A 19,855-nucleotide genomic window follows, 5' to 3' on the forward strand; every position below is an offset into this window, starting at 1 on the left:
TTTATCTGTCGTGTATTTAACTCCAACGGAAGTTATTTACAGTTGAGGAGATTTTGCTTGAGCTAAGCTTGGTAATTTTCCGGTAATACCTAGGGCTCTTTTCATCATTTCTTCTTTCATTCCTGGCAACTGACCAATAAATTGCATTCCAAGCCCACGGACTAACTTCTTAGCCGGGTTTTCTCCTTCAAATAAATCTTTAAAGCCTTGCATTGCCGCGATCATTTTTGCAGCCTCTGCTTTACGCCAGCGTTCATAGGATCTCAAATTACGCTGTAGACCAAAATCTTCTCCTTGCTGCCATAATGCCAACACCTCTTCCGCTAAGCTCGCCGCATCAAGAAAACCTAAGTTCACTCCTTGGCCTGCTAGTGGATGTATGGTGTGCGCCGCATCCCCCACTAACGCAACTCTCTCAACCACAAAGTTGCGTGCATAACGCATTTTTAACGGAAAAGCATGGCGCTCACCTTCAACACTACACAGACCTAGTCGAGTATCAAACTCACTAGTCAAAACCTGATTAAACGTTGTCTCTGAACGAGAAAGTAAAGTATCTGCACGGTTGGGGTGGGTAGACCAAACTAACGAACATAAATGAGGATCAGATAACGGCAAGAAAGCGATTGGTCCTTTTGGAGTAAAGATTTGTCTTGCAACGCCTTGGTGAGGTTCTGAGGTTCGAATATTCGCAACAATCGCACTATGACCATAATCCCAATGCGTTAATGGAATATCTTGGTGGTTTCTAACCCAAGAATTCGCTCCATCAGCCCCTACAACCAACTTACTTGAAATAGAATCACCATTGTCGAGGGTTAACCAAGCTTCTCTTTCACCGATAGCCATAGTCGCGCAACGATTTGGCATAAATAATGAGACATTCGATAGATTTTTGACTCGCTCGAGCAAGGCTAATTGAATCACTCGATTCTCAACAATATGTCCTAAGTTAGACTGAGCTAAATCATTGGCTTTAAACTCTAAACGAGCAAAGCTGTCTTTTTCCCATACTTCCATTGCATGATAAGGCGCAATTCGACGATGAGTGATGCCATCCCAAGCTTTAATATTTTTCAGGAAATTTTCACTGGCGCGACTCAACGCGGAAACTCGCGTATCGGGTGCATTATTCAATGATTCATCAGGCACCTGCCCTTCGATAACCGCGATACGCAAATTAGTTTCGGCAAACGAAGCAGCTAAGGCTAGACCTACCATGCCACCGCCAACGATGGTGATATCAAAACTCTGCATGTTATCGCTCCACTAATCCCATAGTACGCTTGACTATAGGTTGCTTAATATAAGGTAAATGATTGATAGCAAGTAACCCTAAGTTACGACCGATACGCATCGCCGGCCAATGGTTTGAAAAGCAGTGTACTAAGCTCGCTGTTAATGACATCGTTTGGTTACGATCGCATTCACGACGCTGTCGGTAACGAGACAACATAGAATAACAACCGATATCACCATTCGATTGATAAGCAGTCGAAACCTCTTCTGCTAAGCTAATCACATCACGAATCCCCAAGTTAAAGCCTTGACCTGCAATTGGATGTAAGGTTTGCGCAGCATTCCCCACAATGGCAAAACGATGCGATACTACTGAGTCACGATAGCGTAATAACAAGGGATAACAAGCTGGCTTGCCAACTTTGGTGATCTTACCTAAACGCCAACCAAAATCTTGTTGTAAAGCAGTCATTAAGGTAGCTTCATCGGCCTGCATCAACTGTTGTGCTCGTGTCTCTGGCATACACCATACGACTGAACTTCGCCCTTGAGACATAGGTAAAAAAGCCACCGGGCCAGTTTCTGTAAAGCGCTCAAATGCTCTACCTTGTGGCTGTTTTTCTGTACAAACATTCGCTATCACAGCAAATTGTTCAAAATCGATTTCTTGTAAAGGAATATTAAGTTGTTGACAGCTTTCTGATAGTGCACCATCGGCGGCCACTAGCAAGCGAGTCTCGAATATTTGCCCATCATTTAATGAGACAGTGACTTTCTCAAGCGTACGTTCGATTTTCGAAACTTTCGCAGGACAAAAATAGTCAATTGCAGAACAATCACTCAATGCTTGCTGATAAATACGACCAACATTCTCAAGCTCAACCACATAACCTAAAGCATCTACGTTCTCTTTCTCTGCGGTAATATCCGCAAGACCAAGATGTCCACGATCGGAAACTTCAATATCGGTAATCGCGGTGACTAAACCTTCAAAGTGATGCCATAATTTCAACCGTTGTAAAATACTTACCGTGCCATAAGATAATGCAATCGCGCGAGAATCAAACCCTGGATGTGCTTGCTGCTGATTCATTTGATGCGCTTCAATCACAGCAATGCTCAATCGCCCATGACACAAACGGTCGGCTGCTAATGCTAATGTTGCACCAACCATTCCAGCGCCAATAATTGCAATATCATAACACTTCATAAAGTGACCTTAATGTAAGATTTTAGACTCAGTTGAAACCACAGGTTTTACTGCTAGATCGGCATGAATAGTCAGTACACATACTTTGACATGCTCAATCACTTGTTCTAACAAAATCGCCTGTTCAGAAAAATCATCCTCTTCATCAATTCCTAGCTTAGAAATCTCTTCTAGATCGGTGAGTGCTTCTTTGGTTTCGGCTGATAATTTCGCTAAGCTTGAACCGGCAAGACCTAAACCAGAAATAAAGTGGTTAACCCATTCAGAAACTGTATCGGCATAATTAAGCAATTCATCATCACTTGGTAACAACATGGTTAATTCCATGCTCGTGCCACTTAACTCTTTCATCAACAATGCGTAAATCGTTTCAGCTAATGTCGCCGCACTCATTGGCCAGCCCATTCCGTCATTGGTGTAATCAAACAAGATAGTCTTCCAGTTGTCATTATCCGTTGGAATACCACCACTTAACATTCCAGCAATTAAGCCCTGTAGTTCTGCCGGCGTTACCGATAACGAAGCAGAAGTCAGCTCTGTTAAGGCTTGATTGTAATCAGGTAGGCGAATATTACTCATGAATCGTCTCACTTGGTTGGTCAATTTTATTTGAGTATATCAATTCAAAGCCAAGCCCGAAAATGTTAATCCCCAAATAACTGCCATCAACATCAATAAAATTCAGTAAATGACTCACTTTGTAAGCGAATCGGTCAACATTCAGCAAAATAAAAGCCCACGCGTCTGAAATGCTTGAACATGTAAGGCAATTTAGCCTATAGTTTCTCCCTCAGTCGAACAATCTTAACCAAGGGTTTTAATCTTGAGATTGTACTTTTTCATCAGCTATTAAGAGTGCGCCCCAGTGGAAGTCGAAATATTAGGAAAACTCACTCGCGTCAATTGTCCACCTGGACAAGAAGAGGCCTTGCATGCTGCTGCTAATGAATTAAACCGACGCTTGAACCAAATGACTGAACGTACTAAAGTACACAACATTGAACAGCTACTGATTATCGCAGCTTTAAATGCTTGTTATGAAGTTCAAGAATTAAAAAATGAACTTAGTGATAGTCAGCAAATGGCACAGCGTATCGAGCAATTGTCGAAAGCATTAGACAAAGCGCTAGCCAAAAACTAACGCGATTGAATCCGTAAACTCTACATTCAATAACGTAGCCAAATTTACCCTGGAGTGTTTGTCAGAGGATTTAAGTCCCTGAGCCGATAAGCAACAACCCAGGATCGGTATTTGAGAACTATTGAGCAAGCTCGGCTCGTACCGAGAAGCCTACGGTTTTCATTGCGGATCCGCCTTGAACTCGCTGGTTCATAGGTCCATCAATTCTCAACGGCACTTTGGGGTATTCCTTACTATGAAATATCCAATTCAATCTGAACTTTCCCGCTCACAATTACGACAACTGATTCGTCAGCGACGCACTAACTTAACCTCTGATGAGCAAATTGCAGCTGGCATCGCACTTCTGGAACAAATAAAACAACTTCCCGTTATCCATGATGCCAACAATATCGCCATCTATCTTTCTTCTGATGGCGAAATAGATACTAAGCCAGTGATTGAGTGGTTATGGCAACAAGGTAAAAAAGTCGTTCTACCTGTTTTACACCCGTTTTCTAAGGGCCACTTACTTTTCCTTAATTATCATGCTGACAGCCCTATCACTTATAATAAATATGGAATTACCGAGCCTAAACTCGATCAAACTCAGATCTGCCTCATCAAAGACATCGATATTATCTTTACTCCACTAGTGGCCTTTGACCATACAGGACAACGCCTAGGAATGGGCGGAGGATATTACGATCGCACTCTAGAGCAATGGTTTAATACTGGAATCGGCCCTCTTCCGATCGGCTTAGCTCATGATTGCCAACAAGTAGAACAAGTTCCCGCAGAGCATTGGGATATCCCATTACCAATATTTGTGACCCCAAATAACATCTGGCATTGGGAAAAGACAGAGAAGTCGCTATAATCACGCCAATTAAAACGGAATATCGATAACTACACACTCAAAAGCAATCGATTACTTATCTATTTAGGAGTTCTCATGACACAAGATGAAATGAAAAAAGCCGCTGGTTGGGCTGCTTTAAAATACGTAAAACCAGATACCATTGTGGGCGTGGGAACCGGTTCAACTGTTAATCACTTTATTGACGCGCTTGCGACCATGAAAAACGAAATTGAAGGGGCAGTATCCAGTTCTGTTGCTTCAACTGAAAGGCTAAAAGAACTCGGTATTCACGTATTCGATTCGAATGAAGTGGATGGTCTAGACGTTTATATCGATGGTGCTGATGAAATCAACGCACAAAAAGATATGATCAAAGGTGGTGGTGCAGCGTTAACCCGTGAAAAAATTGTCGCAGCAATGTCGAAAACTTTTGTGTGTATTGTTGATGGTACTAAAGCAGTAGATGTATTAGGCAAATTCCCACTACCAGTTGAAGTGATTCCAATGGCTCGCTCTTATGTGGCTCGTGAACTAGTGAAACTCGGTGGTACACCTGAATACCGCCAAGGCATCGTAACGGATAATGGTAATATCATCTTAGATGTTCATAACCTATCGATTATCGATCCAAAAGCATTAGAAGATAAAATTAATAGCATTGCAGGGGTGGTAACAGTTGGCTTATTTGCTCACCGTGGCGCAGATGTGGTGATTACTGGTACACCTGAAGGTGCAAAAATCGAAGAATAATCAACTATTTTTCTCTTTTTGAAAGTCAATAAGAAAACGGTGCTTAAAAGTGCCGTTTTTTTATACTTTATTCATTAAAAATCTTACCCAAGCTCACATTTTTTTGATATTTTAATTAAATAGTCGCACAAGGAATGTCCAGTTCACCACCAAACGTGGTGATGCCATTGCATGCGCAGAATCATTATTATCTATTAAGGACGACGTTACATGACTAAAGTTTCTCTCGGTAAAGATAAAATTAAAATTCTCCTTCTTGAAGGCCTTCACCCATCATCTGTAGAAGTTCTACAATCTGCTGGCTACACCAACATTGAGTACCACAAAGGCTCACTTTCAGAAAAAGAGCTTCTTGAGGCGGTAAAAGATGTTCACTTCATTGGTCTGCGCTCTCGTACCCAACTAACACAAGAAGTATTTGATGCAGCAGAAAAACTTGTCGCTGTAGGTTGTTTTTGTATTGGTACCAATCAGGTCAACCTTAATGCCGCAGCAGCTCGTGGTATTCCTGTATTTAATGCACCATTCTCTAATACTCGTAGTGTTGCAGAACTCGTTCTAGGCCAGATTTTACTGCTACTTCGTGGTATTCCAGAAAAGAATGCACTAGCCCACCGTGGTATCTGGAAGAAAAGTGCTGATGCTTCTTATGAAGCACGTGGAAAACGTCTTGGTATTATCGGTTATGGGCACATCGGTACTCAATTGAGCATTCTTGCTGAAAACTTGGGTATGCATGTTTATTACTACGATATTGAAAGCAAATTATCGCTTGGTAATGCCACTCAAGTCTCAACCATGAGTGAATTGCTCAATAAATCAGACATTATTTCTCTACATGTACCAGAAACTATGAGTACGAAAGAAATGATGGGAGCGGATGAGTTTGCACAAATGAAACCTGGTGCGATCTTTATTAACGCTGCTCGCGGAACTGTCGTCGATATTCCTGCATTATCTGATGCTTTAGAATCTGGCCACCTAAGTGGTGCGGCAATTGACGTGTTCCCAGTAGAGCCCAAAACCAATAATGACCCATTTGAATCACCATTGATGAAATTTGATAATGTGATTTTAACTCCTCACATTGGTGGCTCAACTCAAGAAGCTCAAGAAAACATTGGTATTGAAGTCGCTGGAAAGCTAGTTAAATATTCTGATAATGGCTCTACGCTGTCTTGTGTCAACTTCCCAGAAGTATCATTACCAGAACATATTGGCACATCTCGTCTACTTCATATTCACGAAAACCGTCCAGGTATTCTGACTCAAATTAACACCATTTTTGCAGAAGCCAAAATTAACATCGCCGCGCAGTATCTACAAACTAACGCTGAGATGGGTTATGTAGTAATCGATATTGAAGCGGAACGATCAGAAGAAGCATTAGAGAAAATGAAAGCGGTAGAAGGCACCATTCGCGCTCGTATTTTACATTAATTTAAATAACGTAAAGTTTTTTATATAAACAAAAACAGCGACATAATGGTCGCTGTTTTTTCATCTATAGTTTTATAAAGCAATTATTTTTTCAATTTAAAAACCACATCCACTTGATCGCTGATTATCATCTCCTCATCTTGATAACCTTGATCTGTAGAGCGAGATTCCATTGCCACCGCTTTTGCCATCATAGCCGGACGAACCGAGTTACTACGATACAAAATCGACCATACACCATTTAACTCACTATCAAATCCCTTGGCTAACTGTTGAGCTTTTTGCTTAGCATCTGCAATTGCTGCTTGGCGAGCTTGTTGCTTATATTGAGTTTCATCTTTCACTTTAAGGTTAATGTTGTTAACTTTATTCACCCCACTTTGTAGCGCCAGATCGAGATAAGTATTTAATTTATCTAATTGTTCTACCGTTACAGTAATGTCGCGTACCGCTCGATAGCCATTGAGCACAGGTTTACCATCTTTCGGGTAGTTATATTGAGGCGACAACCGTAAATGGCCACTCATTATCAATTTACGTGCTATACCCGATTTTGTTAAAGAAGAGATAAAGGTTTCAACCACTTTATCTACTGCTGCTTTAGCTTGTTTTGCTTGGCTTCTATCCGATTGAATCGAAACGGAAAACTCAGCCATATCAGGCTTTGCTATCACTTCCCCATAACCAGTTGTCGACAGCGTTGGCACATTAATATCATTAGCCATCGCAGCAGGCGTCACCACCAGCCATGACAAACAAAGCGTAATAAATGAAAGAAATCGTGTACTTACTCTTTTCATAACAACCTCTAAAATGTGAAATTAGTTATATACTCAATTCATACCAACCAAATTAATTGGTTGATCAGAAATTGCGTAGAAAAAAACTTTAAAAACAAGGCATAAATTTTCGATAAATCGTTGCTCTACCACCAACACCTTATAAACGAAAAGTATAACGAAGTTATCAGAGATTTTAGCACGCAAAATGATCATATAATTAGTAGGATTAGTAGAACAATACTCTACCAATAAAAAAGGCGCACTAAGCGCCTTTTTTTCAATAATTTACACTAAGCTGAAATTAATCTTCTAGCTTGTTTAAATGTACATTCATTTGTGGGAATGGAATTTCGATACCTTCTGCATCAAGCTCTTCTTTAATCGCTTGTAGTAAATCAAAATATACATCCCAGTACTCTGCAGTTTTAACCCATGGACGTACCACGAAGTTTACTGATGAATCCGCTAACGCAACCACACCTACAGTGGGTGCTGGTGTTTGCAATAAACGTGACTCTTGTTCTAATACCTTTGTAATAACTTCTTTGGTTTTCTTAAGATCCGCTTTATAAGAAACACTAATGACATAATCAATACGACGTGTTGCATGACGAGAGTAGTTTACAATTGCACCACCAATAACGCTGCCGTTTGGAACAACAATCATTTTGTTATCAGGAGTAGTTAATACGGTTTGAAAAATCTGGATAGACTCAACACTCCCTGCAACGCCACCAATTTCAACGTAGTCACCTGCTTTAAATGGGCGGAATGCCACAATCAATACACCTGCCGCAAAGTTTGCAAGAGAGCCCTGTAAAGCTAAACCTACCGCTAAACCAGCCGCACCTATAACCGCTACAACAGAAGCTGTTTGTACGCCAATTTTACCTAGCGCAGCAATAAGAACAATAACGAATAGAACATAACGAACTAACGAACCAACGAAATGAACAACTGCTTGGTCCAGGTCTTTCTTTTCAAGAACTTTAGATACGCTGTTACTGATCATTTTAACGATGATGTTACCGATAAAAAGAATAAGAATAGCGGAAATGATGTTTACACCATATTGGATAAGAAGTTCAGAATGACCCTCTAACCATTTACCAGCTTCAGGAACGATATTTGTCGCTTGTTCTACTTGCTCTTTTACTACATCTTCTGAAGACATAATGATTTCCTTATAAATATAAAAGGTTATAACCAAAAGGGGACTTACTAAAACAGTAATCGATAACTGATAGTAATTCTATAAATATATAAGAGTTTATCTACGAATGAAAATAATTTGTTAATAACTATACCTAAGTGACTTCAAAATGCAGAATTCAATGAGGTAATGCTTTTTATTGGTCCTAAGGCCATAGATAAAAAAACCTCGCATTTTATGCGAGGTTTTTTATCAAACACTTAGAGACGAATTATAATACGTCGATAGCGTTAAGGTCAGCGAACGCTTTTTCAAGGCGTGTAACCATAGACGATTGACCAGCTCGTAACCATACACGAGGATCATAGTATTTTTTGTTTGGCGCTTCTTCACCTGTTGGGTTACCGATTTGGCCTTGTAGGTAATCGTGGTTGTCCGCTTCGTATTGACGAACACCATCCCAACATGCCCACTGAGTATCAGTATCAATGTTCATTTTGATAACACCATAACCGATTGATTCTTGGATTTCTGCTTCAGAAGAACCAGAACCACCGTGGAAAACGAAGTTTAAAGAGTTAGCTGGTAGGCCAAACTTCTCAGAAACGTGCGCTTGAGAATCACGTAGGATAGTTGGAGTAAGAACAACGTTACCAGGCTTGTAAACACCGTGTACGTTACCGAAAGAAGCCGCGATAGTGAAACGTGGACTAACAGCATTTAGTTTTTCGTACGCATATGCAACGTCTTCTGGAGAAGTGTAAAGCTCAGATGCGTCCATATCAGAGTTATCAACGCCATCCTCTTCACCACCAGTACAACCTAGTTCGATTTCGATAGTCATATTCATTTTAGCCATGCGCTCTAGGTACTTAGCACATGTTTCAACGTTCTCTTCTAGAGGTTCTTCAGAAAGATCTAGCATGTGAGAAGAGAATAGAGGCTTACCAGTTTCAGCGAAGTACTTTTCACCAGCGTCTAATAGACCGTCGATCCAAGGAAGAAGTTTCTTAGCAGCGTGATCAGTGTGAAGGATCACAGGTACACCGTAAGTTTCAGCAACAGCATGTACATATTTCGCACCAGCAACGGCACCTAGGATTTGTGCACCTTGGCCTTCAAGCTTAACGCCTTTACCAGCAAAGAAAGCAGCGCCGCCGTTAGAAAACTGAACGATTACAGGAGCTTTTACTTTTGCTGCTGCTTCTAGTACTGCGTTTACAGAGTCAGTGTTAACAACGTTAACTGCTGGAAGTGCAAAGTTGTTTTCTTTAGCTACTTCAAAAACTTTCTGTACGTCATCACCAGAGATAACACCAGGTTTTACAAAATCGAAGATCTTAGACATGGGTTTAGTCCTATTTTTCTATCGTTTAAAATCCCGCTCAAAGAACGAAATCGTTAATTAAATAAACGTTTGCTTGATAACGGGAACATTGTAGCAACAAACCGCTTCAATTCACATAGTGTGATCTACGCAACAGATAAAAATCTACAAACGTAAAAAAGGCGAGCATTTTCTCCCGCCTTATTTTCAATCATTAAGCTTTTGCACGCTCTTCAAGCATTGCAACTGCAGGTAATACTTTACCTTCTACAAACTCAAGGAAAGCACCGCCACCTGTTGAGATGTAAGAAACATCAGCTTTAATGCCAAACTTGTCGATGGCCGCTAGTGTGTCACCGCCGCCTGCAACAGAGAAACCGGCTGATTCAGCAATGGCTTTAGAAATACCCGCAGTACCTGCTTCGAAATTTTTGAATTCAAATACGCCTACTGGACCATTCCAAAGAATTGTTTTTGCATTCATGATTATGTCAGCAAGTGCTTTAGTTGAATCTGGGCCAAGGTCAAAAATCATGTCATCATCTTGAACTTCAGAAACATGCTTGATTTCAGCTTCAGCATTTTCATCAAATGCTTTTGCACAGGCAACGTCAGTCGCAACTGGAATCGCACAATCTTTCATTAATTTTTTAGCAGTATCTATTAGATCAGCTTCGTATAGAGATTTACCAACATTGTGGCCTTCAGCTGCAATGAAAGTATTAGCAATACCACCACCAACAACGAGTTGGTCTGCAATTTTAGATAAAGATTCAAGTACTGTTAACTTAGTAGAAACTTTAGAACCACCAACAATAGCAACAAGTGGACGCTCTGGGTTATCCATTGCTTTACCTAGTGCTTCAAGTTCAGCAGCAAGTAAAGGACCAGCACAAGCGATTGGCGCATGCATACCAACACCGTGAGTAGACGCTTGAGCACGGTGAGCCGTACCAAATGCATCCATTACGAATACGTCACAAAGTGCTGCATATTTTTTAGACAGCTCTTCTTCATTTTTCTTCTCACCTTTGTTAAAGCGAACGTTTTCAAGAACAACCAATTCACCAGCGTTAAGTTCAAGGCCATCTAAGTAATCTTTTGCTAGCTTAACATCACAATCTAGTGAGTCGTTTAAGTAGTTAACGACAGGAGCAAGAGAGAACTCTTCGTTGTATTCACCTTCAGTTGGGCGACCTAAGTGAGAAGTCACCATTACTTTTGCGCCAGCTTCTAGGCAAGTTTTGATCGTTGGTAAAGACGCTAAGATACGAGCATCTGAAGTTACTTTACCATCTTTTACTGGCACGTTTAGGTCAGCACGAATGAATACACGTTTACCTGCAAGATCCAGGTCAGTCATCTTGATTACAGACATTATTTGTCCTCTCAATGTTAGTGAAATTAAAAATATGTAAACTATTATCATCCGGCATATTGCCCAATGATCAAATTTCTTATCTAGCTTAGCGACCAAATCGCTTCCCTGTAAACTGAACAAGGCTAATCACTTTATTACCCAATATACTGGGGGTGACCATTTATTATTTCAAGCTTAAAAAATAATAAATTGACTATTTATTCATCACAGCAGTAAATTTAATCAATATTATTGTGAATCGAGCATTGACCCCATTGTTAATGTGGTATCGAGCATTCGGTTAGCAAAGCCCCATTCGTTATCGCACCACACTAGCATTTTTACTAAGCGGTAATTACTGACTCGAGTTTGCGAACCATCCACTATCGCACTGTGTGAATCATGATTGAAATCAATTGAAACCAAAGGGGCTTCGGTATAATCCAATATGCCGTCCAATGTACAACGAGATGCTTCCACGATAGATTGATTTACGTCATTAACATCGACATTTTTGTGAACTGTGACACTTAAATCCATCGCTGTGACATTAATTGTAGGAACTCGAACTGAAATTGCTTCAAACTTATCAGCAAATTTGGGGTAAATTCTTGCTATGCCTAAATGAAGTTTAGTATCAACGGGAATGATAGATTGGCTGGCAGCTCGAGAACGGCGTAAATCCGAATGATAAGCATCGATCACTTGTTGATCATTCATAGATGAGTGAATGGTGGTAATTGTACCCGATTCAATACCAAAGCTATCATCCAGCGCCTTGATCACTGGAATAATACAGTTAGTAGTACAAGAGCCATTCGATACCACATGATGCTTAGTACTCAGTGTTTCGTGATTCACACCATAGATAATCGTATTATCGACATCATTACCACCGGGATGAGAAAACAATACTCGTTTTGCCCCAGCTTGAATATGCAATTGACCATCAGCTTGAGAGCCAAACTTACCCGTACAATCTAAAACAATATCGACATTTAAATCTTTCCAAGGCAGAAGCTTGGCATCAGACAGATGTAATATACGAATCGAGTCAAACCCTAGTTCGACCTTATCGCTGTGATGAATAAAAAGGTGTTCTTGATCATTGGTCACTTTTTTGAAAAAACGACCATGACTCGAATCATATTGTAGTAGGTGTGCCATGCCTTCCGGTTCGGCCAAATCATTAATTGCTACTACTTGAATCGACTGATTTTTGCCACTTTCATATAAAGCGCGCAATACACTACGTCCAATTCGACCAAATCCATTAATAGCAATTCTAAGCATAATTATTCCGTGGCATCAATCTAAAGTAGCAGTATATTACCTCATCGCCTTTAAATTCGCATTAAAAAAGCCGAGCAATCATGCCCGGCTTTCATCTTGCAATTACTTTAATTCAAAAGGATTAAGCAATTAACTCTTTCGCAGTTTCTACTACGTTTTCAACCGTAAAGCCGAACATTTTAAATAGCTCACCTGCTGGTGCAGACTCACCAAATGTTGTCATACCGATGATACGACCATCTAGGCCAACATACTTGAACCAGTAATCCGCAATACCCGCTTCAATAGCGATACGAGCCGTTACGTCAGATGGTAGTACAGATTCACGGTAAGCTGCGTCTTGCTTATCGAATGCATCAGTCGATGGCATAGAAACCACACGTACTTGCTTGCCTTCAGCAGAAAGTTGCGCAGCTGCTTCAACCGCTAGTTCAACTTCAGAACCTGTAGCAATCAAAATCAACTCTGGCTTGACTTCGCAATCTTTAAGAATGTAAGCACCTTTAGCAATGTTTGCAACTTGCTCAGCGTTACGCTCTTGTTGTGCTAGGTTTTGACGAGAGAAAATCAGTGCCGAAGGTGCATCTTTACGCTCAATCGCAAGTTTCCAAGCCACTGCTGATTCAACTTGGTCACATGGACGCCATGTGCTCATGTTTGGAGTCATACGAAGTGATGCCATTTGCTCAACCGGTTGGTGAGTTGGACCATCTTCACCTAGACCAATTGAATCATGCGTGTAAACTTGAATGTTTTGAACTTTCATCAATGCAGCCATACGCATCGCGTTACGAGCGTATTCCATAAACATTAGGAAGGTTGCGCCGTAAGGAATGAAACCACCGTGTAGTGCGATACCATTAATGATTGCCGTCATACCGAACTCACGCACACCGTAGTGTACATAATTACCTGAAGCATCATCAGCCGTTAAAGACTTAGAACCAGACCACATGGTTAGGTTTGAAGGCGCAAGGTCAGCAGAACCGCCCATGAACTCAGGAAGGATTTGACCAAACGCTTCTAGTGCATTTTGAGATGCTTTACGAGAGGCGATATTTGCTGGGTTCGCTTGCAAGTCAGCAATAATTGCATTTGCTTTTTCTTCCCATTCTTTAGGAAGGTCACCCGCCATACGACGTTTGAATTCTGCTGCAAGCTCAGGGTAAGCGGCTTCATAAGCGGCCAGTTTTTCATTCCAAGCGGCTTCTTTTGCTGCGCCTGCTTCTTTGGCATCCCATTCAGCATAAATGTCTGAAGGAATTTCAAATGGACCGTGTTCCCAACCTAGTTGAGCTTTAGTCGCTGTAATTTCGTCAGCACCGAGTGGAGCGCCGTGACAATCGTGTGTGCCCGCTTTGTTTGGAGAACCAAAACCAATAACCGTTTTAGTACAGATAAGCGTTGGACGAGGATCCGCTTTAGCCGCTTGAATCGCCGCTTCAATGGCATCAGAATCATGACCATCGACCGCAGGAATGACATGCCAACCGTAAGACTCAAAGCGCTTAGGCGTATCATCGGCAAACCAACCTTCTACGTGACCATCGATAGAAATACCGTTGTCATCCCAGAATGCAACCAATTTACCTAGGCCCAACACACCCGCTAAAGAAGCCGCTTCGTGTGAAATACCTTCCATCAAACAGCCATCACCTAAGAAGGTATAAGTGTAGTGATCAACGATATCGTGGCCTTCACGGTTAAACTGAGCCGCTAATGACTTTTCAGCTAATGCCATACCAACAGCATTAGTGATACCTTGGCCTAGTGGACCAGTAGTGGTTTCAATACCTGGTGCATAACCATACTCAGGGTGACCTGGTGTTTTTGAATGCAGTTGGCGGAAATTTTTCAGTTCTGAAAGTGGAAGGTCATAACCAGAAAGGTGAAGCAAAGAGTAAATCAGCATCGAACCGTGGCCATTTGAAAGCACGAAACGATCGCGATCAAACCACTCAGGGTTTTGTGGGTTGTGATTCAAATGACCACGCCAAAGAACTTCAGCGATATCGGCCATGCCCATTGGGGCGCCTGGGTGGCCTGAATTAGCCTGTTGAACACCGTCCATGCTAAGTGCGCGGATTGCATTTGCTAGATCTTTACGAGACGTCATGTCTGCTCCTGATTTGTGCATTAAAAGTGCATAAGCGATTTATTAAGGTTGGGAAAGCTCGCCGACTACATCAACTTGCTTTAAATTCTGCGTGGTATTGTCGCAAAGCGACTGCATGACTGCAAACGTTAACCACCTGATATTTTCTCTTTTGGGGTTATTTTTTTTGCTTTTTTAGCATTGTCACATAATTTCCCCTCAGCACTAGAAATTATGGGAACGCAATCGAATACATCAATAAATAAAAAGGCGAATTAATAAACACCTTCATCTCCTTTACCATCCTACTTTCGAGACAACGGAATAGCAAAAAGATAAAAAAGGCTTGTAATTCGACCAATCAAAACTAGAATAGACGTCTAGATGTAGAAACACCTACAAAATTTATTGTTTTTAAAAGGCGCGATTCATAGCATTAGCTATATAAGGACGCGTCTTTTCTAACTTAACTGCATTCATCAAGCGATGAATTGGCATGATTCAAAGTGGAGCACTCACACATGGCTAAGCATTTATTTACTTCAGAATCTGTATCTGAAGGCCATCCAGACAAAATTGCTGATCAAATTTCTGATGCGGTATTGGATGCAATCCTAGAGCAAGATCCTAAAGCACGTGTGGCGTGTGAAACTTACGTAAAAACCGGTATGGTAATGGTAGGTGGTGAAGTTACCACTTCCGCTTGGGTTGATATTGAAGAAATTACTCGCGAAACTGTTCATGAAATTGGTTACATACACTCTGACATGGGCTTTGATGCCGACTCTTGCGCAGTATTAAACACCATTGGTAAGCAATCACCTGACATTAATCAAGGTGTTGATAAGGCAGACCCTAAAGATCAAGGTGCTGGCGACCAAGGTATTATGTTTGGTTATGCATGTAACGAGACTAACGTATTGATGCCGGCACCAATTACTTACTCTCACCTACTAGTTCAAAAGCAAGCTGAAGTACGTAAAAGCGGCAAACTTGATTTCTTGCGTCCTGATGCCAAATCTCAAGTTACTTTCCAATACGATCAAGGAAAGATTGTTGGTATTGATGCAGTAGTACTTTCAACCCAACACTGTGATTCTATCTCAACACCGGATCTACGCGAAGCGGTAATGGAAGAAATCATCAAACCAGTATTGCCTTCTGAGTGGTTAAACAAAGAAACTAAATTCTTTATTAACCCAACCGGTCGTTTTGTTATCGGTGGTCCAATGGGTGACTGTGGCCTTACTGGCCGTAAAATCATCGTTGATACATACGGTGGCGCAGCTCGTCACGGTGGTGGTGCATTCTCTGGTAAAGATCCATCGAAAGTTGACCGTTCAGCGGCTTATGCAGCCCGTTATGTAGCCAAAAATATCGTAGCAGCTGGCCTTGCGGATCGTTGTGAAATTCAACTTTCTTACGCTATCGGTATTGCAGAGCCGACTTCAATCATGGTAGAAACTTTTGGTACGGAAAAAGTACCGTCAGACATCATCATTGAAGCCGTACGTCAGCACTTCGACTTACGTCCATATGGCCTACAAGAAATGTTGAACTTACTTCAACCTATCTATAAGAAAACAGCTGCTTATGGTCACTTTGGTCGTGAAGAATTCCCTTGGGAAGCAACCGACAAAGCAGAAGCACTACGTGGATTTGCCGGTTTATAATTAATCGTTACGGCAAGCTATCAGTCGTCAATATTAAAACGATTAGCTATAAACATTAATTGTAACTCCTACCTTTCTCTATTAACATTCAGCCTACACTATCGGTTCTGAATGTTAGTAGAGAATTATTGTGTCAGCCATTGTCGTTCCTCAAGATTTAATTCATCAACTAGAGCACAGCCTTCAAGTTCATCTAAAAAAAGCAGAACAGGCCTTTAAATATACTTTTCCCACACCAGATCTGACATTCAAGGTTCGAGGAAAAATAGCGGGAAAAGCCTACCTACAACAATGGCAAATTCGCTTAAATCCAACATTACTTATCGAAAACCAGCAAGCATTCATAGAACAAGTGATTCCTCATGAATTGGCTCACCTTATCACCTACAATCAATTTGGTCGTGTAAAGCCTCATGGCAAAGAGTGGCGCTATATAATGACCAATATTTTCCAATGTTCTCCTGAAACTTACCATGCCTTCGATATTAGTTCAGTACAAGGGGAAACCTTTGCTTATCAATGTCAATGCCAAATCCACCAATTATCGATTCGCCGACATAATAAAGTGAAACGACAACAAACTCTTTATCATTGTTCTTTATGTGGCACTCAATTAGAGCCTTTAAATAAAGAAAGAGTGAACAATGACCTATAAAATAACTTGTATTGCTTTATGATTAGTCCATCAATAATCACAACTCCTTTGAAGTAACGATAACTAACGCTATGAATGAATATAAACACATACTCGAGATTCACCCTAATCCATGCGTAATTCATATTGACTTCAAACCACTCTACGCCAACGATGCCTTTGCTCGCTTTAGTGGATTAAAAAGCGCAGATCAAATATTGGAAATTGAATCATTAATGGTGCTGATTAACCCCGAAGAAAGAGAAGAAGCTCAGATTCGTTACCAAAAAGCCCTCACAGAACAGCAAACTGAACCTCGAGTAATCGCTCATACTGATTTACAGGGCAATCCTGTAATGGTTGAAATTACTGATAAGTTAATAAATTGGCACGGACAACAAGCGGTTTGTACCTTTATCAGTATTGTTACCGATACCATCAATAAAGAACGTCACCTGAAAAAACTCTCCGAACAAGACCCTTTAACTCAGCTATATAATCGACGTTATATCCTCAATAAACTAGCAAAATTTCATCGAGAAAACCTCGCCAATGAGTTCTTTTTAGCGATTGTGGATATTGATTACTTTAAAAAAATTAACGATCAATATGGTCACTTTGTTGGCGATAAAACATTGCAACAACTGGCCGAGTTACTCCGTGGATTTATTGGAGAAAATGACTATTTAGCCAGATTAGGTGGAGAAGAGTTCATAATACTCATACGCTCAAATTCAGCTCAACATGTTATCTCTCGGTTAGAGTCTTTACGTACTTCTATAGAAAATCATCACTTTATAATTGAGCACGACAATACCGATGATAAATTGAAAATTAACTGTACCTTATCGGTTGGATTAACCAAAATTCAACAAGGTGAAAAAGTAGATTCGAGTTATATCCGTGCCGACAAAGCGCTGTATACCGCAAAGCATCAAGGTCGTAATCAAGTTATCATCAACGATTAAGCTCATTTATTCATACATATCGTAAAACATAGAGTGTGAAGTTAACCTTTCCCCTTGTTTTTTAGTGTTAAAACATCCATGTTAAGAAAAGCAATTAACCTTACACTGGTCATGACATGAGAATCCCAAGAATTTACCATCCCCAAACTATTGAACAGCTGGGGGAAATCCACTTATCTGAAGACGCAGCTGGTCATGTCGGCCGAGTACTGCGTATGACTCAAGGCCAAGACATCTTACTCTTTGATGGTTCTGGTGCAGAGTTTCCAGCCGCGATCCTTTCTGTTTCAAAGAAAAATGTGACGGTAGAAATCAAAGAGCGTATCGAGCGTAGTATTGAATCCCCGTTAGATCTTCATCTTGGTCAGGTCATTTCTCGTGGTGACAAGATGGAATTCACCATTCAAAAAGCGGTTGAGCTAGGGGTAAATACCATTACACCTTTAATTTCCGAACGTTGCGGTGTCAAACTCAATGCAGAACGTTTCGAGAAAAAACGGCAACAATGGCAAAAAATCGTAATTGCCGCTTGTGAGCAATGTGGTCGTAATATCGTACCGACCGTTCGTCCTTTGATGCAAGTAGAACAATGGTGCTCAGAGGATTATGATGGACTAAAGCTCAACCTTCATCCTAGAGCAAAGTACTCCATCAATACTCTGCCCGCACCGGTCAGTAAAGTTCGCCTATTGATTGGCCCTGAAGGTGGCCTATCTGATGAAGAAATTCAAATGACGGAACAATATCAGTTTGAAGAAACACTCTTAGGCCCACGCGTACTACGTACAGAAACCGCAGGCTTATCAGCAATTACCGCCCTACAGGTTCGCTTTGGCGATCTCGGTTAAGCTTATACCCAAGTGACTTTAAGATACTTGGGTATAAATATCTCATATCGCAAAAAAAGCGGTATCAATGAATTCGCCAACTATGGAGTATCAATCATGAAAATTGGCATCGTAATGGACCCGATTTCAACCATTAACATCAAAAAAGATTCAAGCTTTGCAATGCTATTAGAAGCCCAACGTCGTGGTTGGGAAATTCATTACATGGAAATGTCTGATCTTCATCTAGAACAAGGTAAGCCGCTCGCTGATACCAAGATTGTAAGCCTATTTGAAGATGCCAATAAATGGTATGAATTCACATCAGAACAATCGATTGAGTTATCAGAACTCGATGCGGTGTTAATGCGTAAAGATCCTCCGTTTGATACCGAGTACATCTACTCTACCTACATTCTTGAGCGCGCCGAAGAACAAGGCACGTTAATTGTGAACAAGCCGCAAAGCCTACGTGATTGCAATGAGAAACTGTTTACAGCTTGGTTCCCAGAATTAACGCCGACGACTCTAGTGACACGTAAAGCGGAAAAAATTAAAGCCTTCCGCGAGCAACATGGCGATGTGATTTTAAAACCGCTCGATGGCATGGGTGGCGCATCAATCTTCCGTGTAAAACAAGATGATCCGAACGTTTCCGTTATTATCGAAACACTGACTAACCACGGTCAAAACTATGCGATGGCACAAACCTTTGTTCCTGATATCAGTAATGGTGATAAGCGCATTTTAGTGGTTGATGGCGAGCCAATGCCATACTGCTTAGCTCGTATTCCTGCTAAAGGAGAAACTCGTGGCAACTTAGCTGCCGGTGGCCGTGGCGAGGCTCGTCCGTTAAGCGAAACTGACCTTAAAATCGCACAAACTGTTGCCCCAACGCTAAAAGAAAAAGGCTTAATTTTTGTTGGTCTTGATGTAATCGGTGATAAGTTAACTGAAATAAATGTCACCAGTCCTACCTGCATTAAAGAGATAGAATCGGCGTTTGATATCTCTATTACCGGTAAGTTAATGGATGCTATTGAACGTCGTGTAGCTATGGCTAAATAGCCTGATCTAGCTTAGCTCACATTAAAATAGTATGGCAGCTAATAGTTGCCATAC

18 protein-coding genes and 1 other RNA gene are annotated in these 19,855 nt (G+C 41.0%); 10 read left to right on the forward strand and 9 right to left on the reverse strand.

Annotated elements, in window-relative coordinates:
- Positions 1 to 36 precede the first annotated feature (36 nt).
- From ACN0T8_RS14115 to ACN0T8_RS14125, 3 genes are read right to left on the reverse strand one after another with little or no spacing between them, the layout of a single operon-like run.
- Positions 37 to 1,257, reverse strand: a complete 1,221-nt coding sequence (locus ACN0T8_RS14115) for an FAD-dependent 2-octaprenylphenol hydroxylase (protein ID WP_417881265.1) — start codon at positions 1,255 to 1,257, stop codon at positions 37 to 39.
- Between the two features lies 1 nt (position 1,258).
- Positions 1,259 to 2,449, reverse strand: a complete 1,191-nt coding sequence (gene ubiH / locus ACN0T8_RS14120) for a 2-octaprenyl-6-methoxyphenyl hydroxylase (RefSeq protein ID WP_417881266.1) — start codon at positions 2,447 to 2,449, stop codon at positions 1,259 to 1,261.
- A 9-nt stretch (positions 2,450 to 2,458) separates the two neighbouring features.
- Positions 2,459 to 3,028 carry a YecA family protein gene (locus ACN0T8_RS14125; RefSeq protein WP_417881267.1) on the reverse strand — a complete coding sequence of 190 codons (570 nt, stop codon included), beginning with the start codon at positions 3,026 to 3,028 and terminating at the stop codon, positions 2,459 to 2,461.
- Between the two features lie 286 nt (positions 3,029 to 3,314).
- Here ACN0T8_RS14125 and zapA point away from each other — a divergent pair, with 286 nt between their 5' ends.
- The 5 genes from zapA to serA all read left to right on the forward strand — a co-directional run bounded on the left by zapA (position 3,315) and on the right by serA (position 6,621).
- Positions 3,315 to 3,590 carry a cell division protein ZapA gene (gene zapA, locus ACN0T8_RS14130; protein ID WP_417881268.1) on the forward strand — a complete coding sequence of 92 codons (276 nt, stop codon included), beginning with the start codon at positions 3,315 to 3,317 and terminating at the stop codon, positions 3,588 to 3,590.
- 43 nt (positions 3,591 to 3,633) lie between these two features.
- Positions 3,634 to 3,819, forward strand: a non-coding RNA gene (gene ssrS, locus ACN0T8_RS14135) — 6S RNA.
- 6 nt (positions 3,820 to 3,825) lie between these two features.
- Complete coding sequence (locus ACN0T8_RS14140; protein WP_417881269.1) at positions 3,826 to 4,449, forward strand: 5-formyltetrahydrofolate cyclo-ligase; 624 nt, start codon at positions 3,826 to 3,828, stop codon at positions 4,447 to 4,449.
- A gap of 75 nt (positions 4,450 to 4,524) precedes the next feature.
- Entirely contained in the window at positions 4,525 to 5,181 is a 657-nt protein-coding gene (rpiA, locus tag ACN0T8_RS14145) for a ribose-5-phosphate isomerase RpiA (RefSeq protein ID WP_417881270.1), read from the forward strand.
- Positions 5,182 to 5,391: 210 nt separating this feature from the next.
- Positions 5,392 to 6,621 carry a phosphoglycerate dehydrogenase gene (gene serA / locus ACN0T8_RS14150; RefSeq protein WP_417881271.1) on the forward strand — a complete coding sequence of 410 codons (1,230 nt, stop codon included), beginning with the start codon at positions 5,392 to 5,394 and terminating at the stop codon, positions 6,619 to 6,621.
- Positions 6,622 to 6,704: 83 nt separating this feature from the next.
- On the opposite strand, the gene ACN0T8_RS14155 is transcribed toward serA, so the two are convergent.
- From ACN0T8_RS14155 to tkt, 6 genes are all read right to left on the reverse strand, one after another.
- Complete coding sequence (locus tag ACN0T8_RS14155) at positions 6,705 to 7,421, reverse strand: oxidative stress defense protein (protein WP_417881272.1); 717 nt, start codon at positions 7,419 to 7,421, stop codon at positions 6,705 to 6,707.
- A 283-nt stretch (positions 7,422 to 7,704) separates the two neighbouring features.
- Positions 7,705 to 8,577 (reverse strand): small-conductance mechanosensitive channel MscS, encoded by an 873-nt coding sequence (gene mscS / locus ACN0T8_RS14160; RefSeq protein WP_417881273.1) that lies wholly within the window; start codon positions 8,575 to 8,577, stop codon positions 7,705 to 7,707.
- Positions 8,578 to 8,827: 250 nt separating this feature from the next.
- Complete coding sequence (gene fbaA, locus ACN0T8_RS14165) at positions 8,828 to 9,904, reverse strand: class II fructose-bisphosphate aldolase (RefSeq protein ID WP_417881274.1); 1,077 nt, start codon at positions 9,902 to 9,904, stop codon at positions 8,828 to 8,830.
- Positions 9,905 to 10,097: 193 nt separating this feature from the next.
- A complete protein-coding gene (locus ACN0T8_RS14170) occupies positions 10,098 to 11,261 on the reverse strand; it encodes a phosphoglycerate kinase (RefSeq protein ID WP_417881275.1) in 1,164 nt (387 codons plus the stop codon).
- Positions 11,262 to 11,492: 231 nt separating this feature from the next.
- Positions 11,493 to 12,536, reverse strand: coding sequence for an erythrose-4-phosphate dehydrogenase (gene epd, locus ACN0T8_RS14175; RefSeq protein ID WP_417881276.1), 1,044 nt, complete (start codon positions 12,534 to 12,536; stop codon positions 11,493 to 11,495).
- Between the two features lie 121 nt (positions 12,537 to 12,657).
- Positions 12,658 to 14,652, reverse strand: coding sequence for a transketolase (gene tkt / locus ACN0T8_RS14180; RefSeq protein WP_417881277.1), 1,995 nt, complete (start codon positions 14,650 to 14,652; stop codon positions 12,658 to 12,660).
- 500 nt (positions 14,653 to 15,152) lie between these two features.
- Here tkt and metK point away from each other — a divergent pair, with 500 nt between their 5' ends.
- The 5 genes from metK to gshB all read left to right on the forward strand — a co-directional run bounded on the left by metK (position 15,153) and on the right by gshB (position 19,801).
- Positions 15,153 to 16,304: a methionine adenosyltransferase gene (gene metK, locus ACN0T8_RS14185; protein WP_417881278.1), complete on the forward strand. Its 1,152-nt coding sequence runs from the start codon at positions 15,153 to 15,155 to the stop codon at positions 16,302 to 16,304.
- A gap of 160 nt (positions 16,305 to 16,464) precedes the next feature.
- Entirely contained in the window at positions 16,465 to 16,959 is a 495-nt protein-coding gene (locus tag ACN0T8_RS14190; protein ID WP_417881298.1) for a SprT family zinc-dependent metalloprotease, read from the forward strand.
- A 71-nt stretch (positions 16,960 to 17,030) separates the two neighbouring features.
- A complete protein-coding gene (locus ACN0T8_RS14195; RefSeq protein ID WP_417881279.1) occupies positions 17,031 to 17,906 on the forward strand; it encodes a sensor domain-containing diguanylate cyclase in 876 nt (291 codons plus the stop codon).
- Between the two features lie 116 nt (positions 17,907 to 18,022).
- On the forward strand, positions 18,023 to 18,754 hold the full coding sequence (rsmE, locus tag ACN0T8_RS14200; protein WP_417881280.1) for a 16S rRNA (uracil(1498)-N(3))-methyltransferase: 732 nt from the start codon (positions 18,023 to 18,025) through the stop codon (positions 18,752 to 18,754).
- Between the two features lie 93 nt (positions 18,755 to 18,847).
- Entirely contained in the window at positions 18,848 to 19,801 is a 954-nt protein-coding gene (gene gshB, locus ACN0T8_RS14205; protein WP_417881299.1) for a glutathione synthase, read from the forward strand.
- Positions 19,802 to 19,855: the final 54 nt, after the last annotated feature.

The organism is Vibrio sp. (assembly GCF_048266485.1).
Taxonomy (GTDB): Bacteria; Pseudomonadota; Gammaproteobacteria; order Enterobacterales; family Vibrionaceae; genus Vibrio.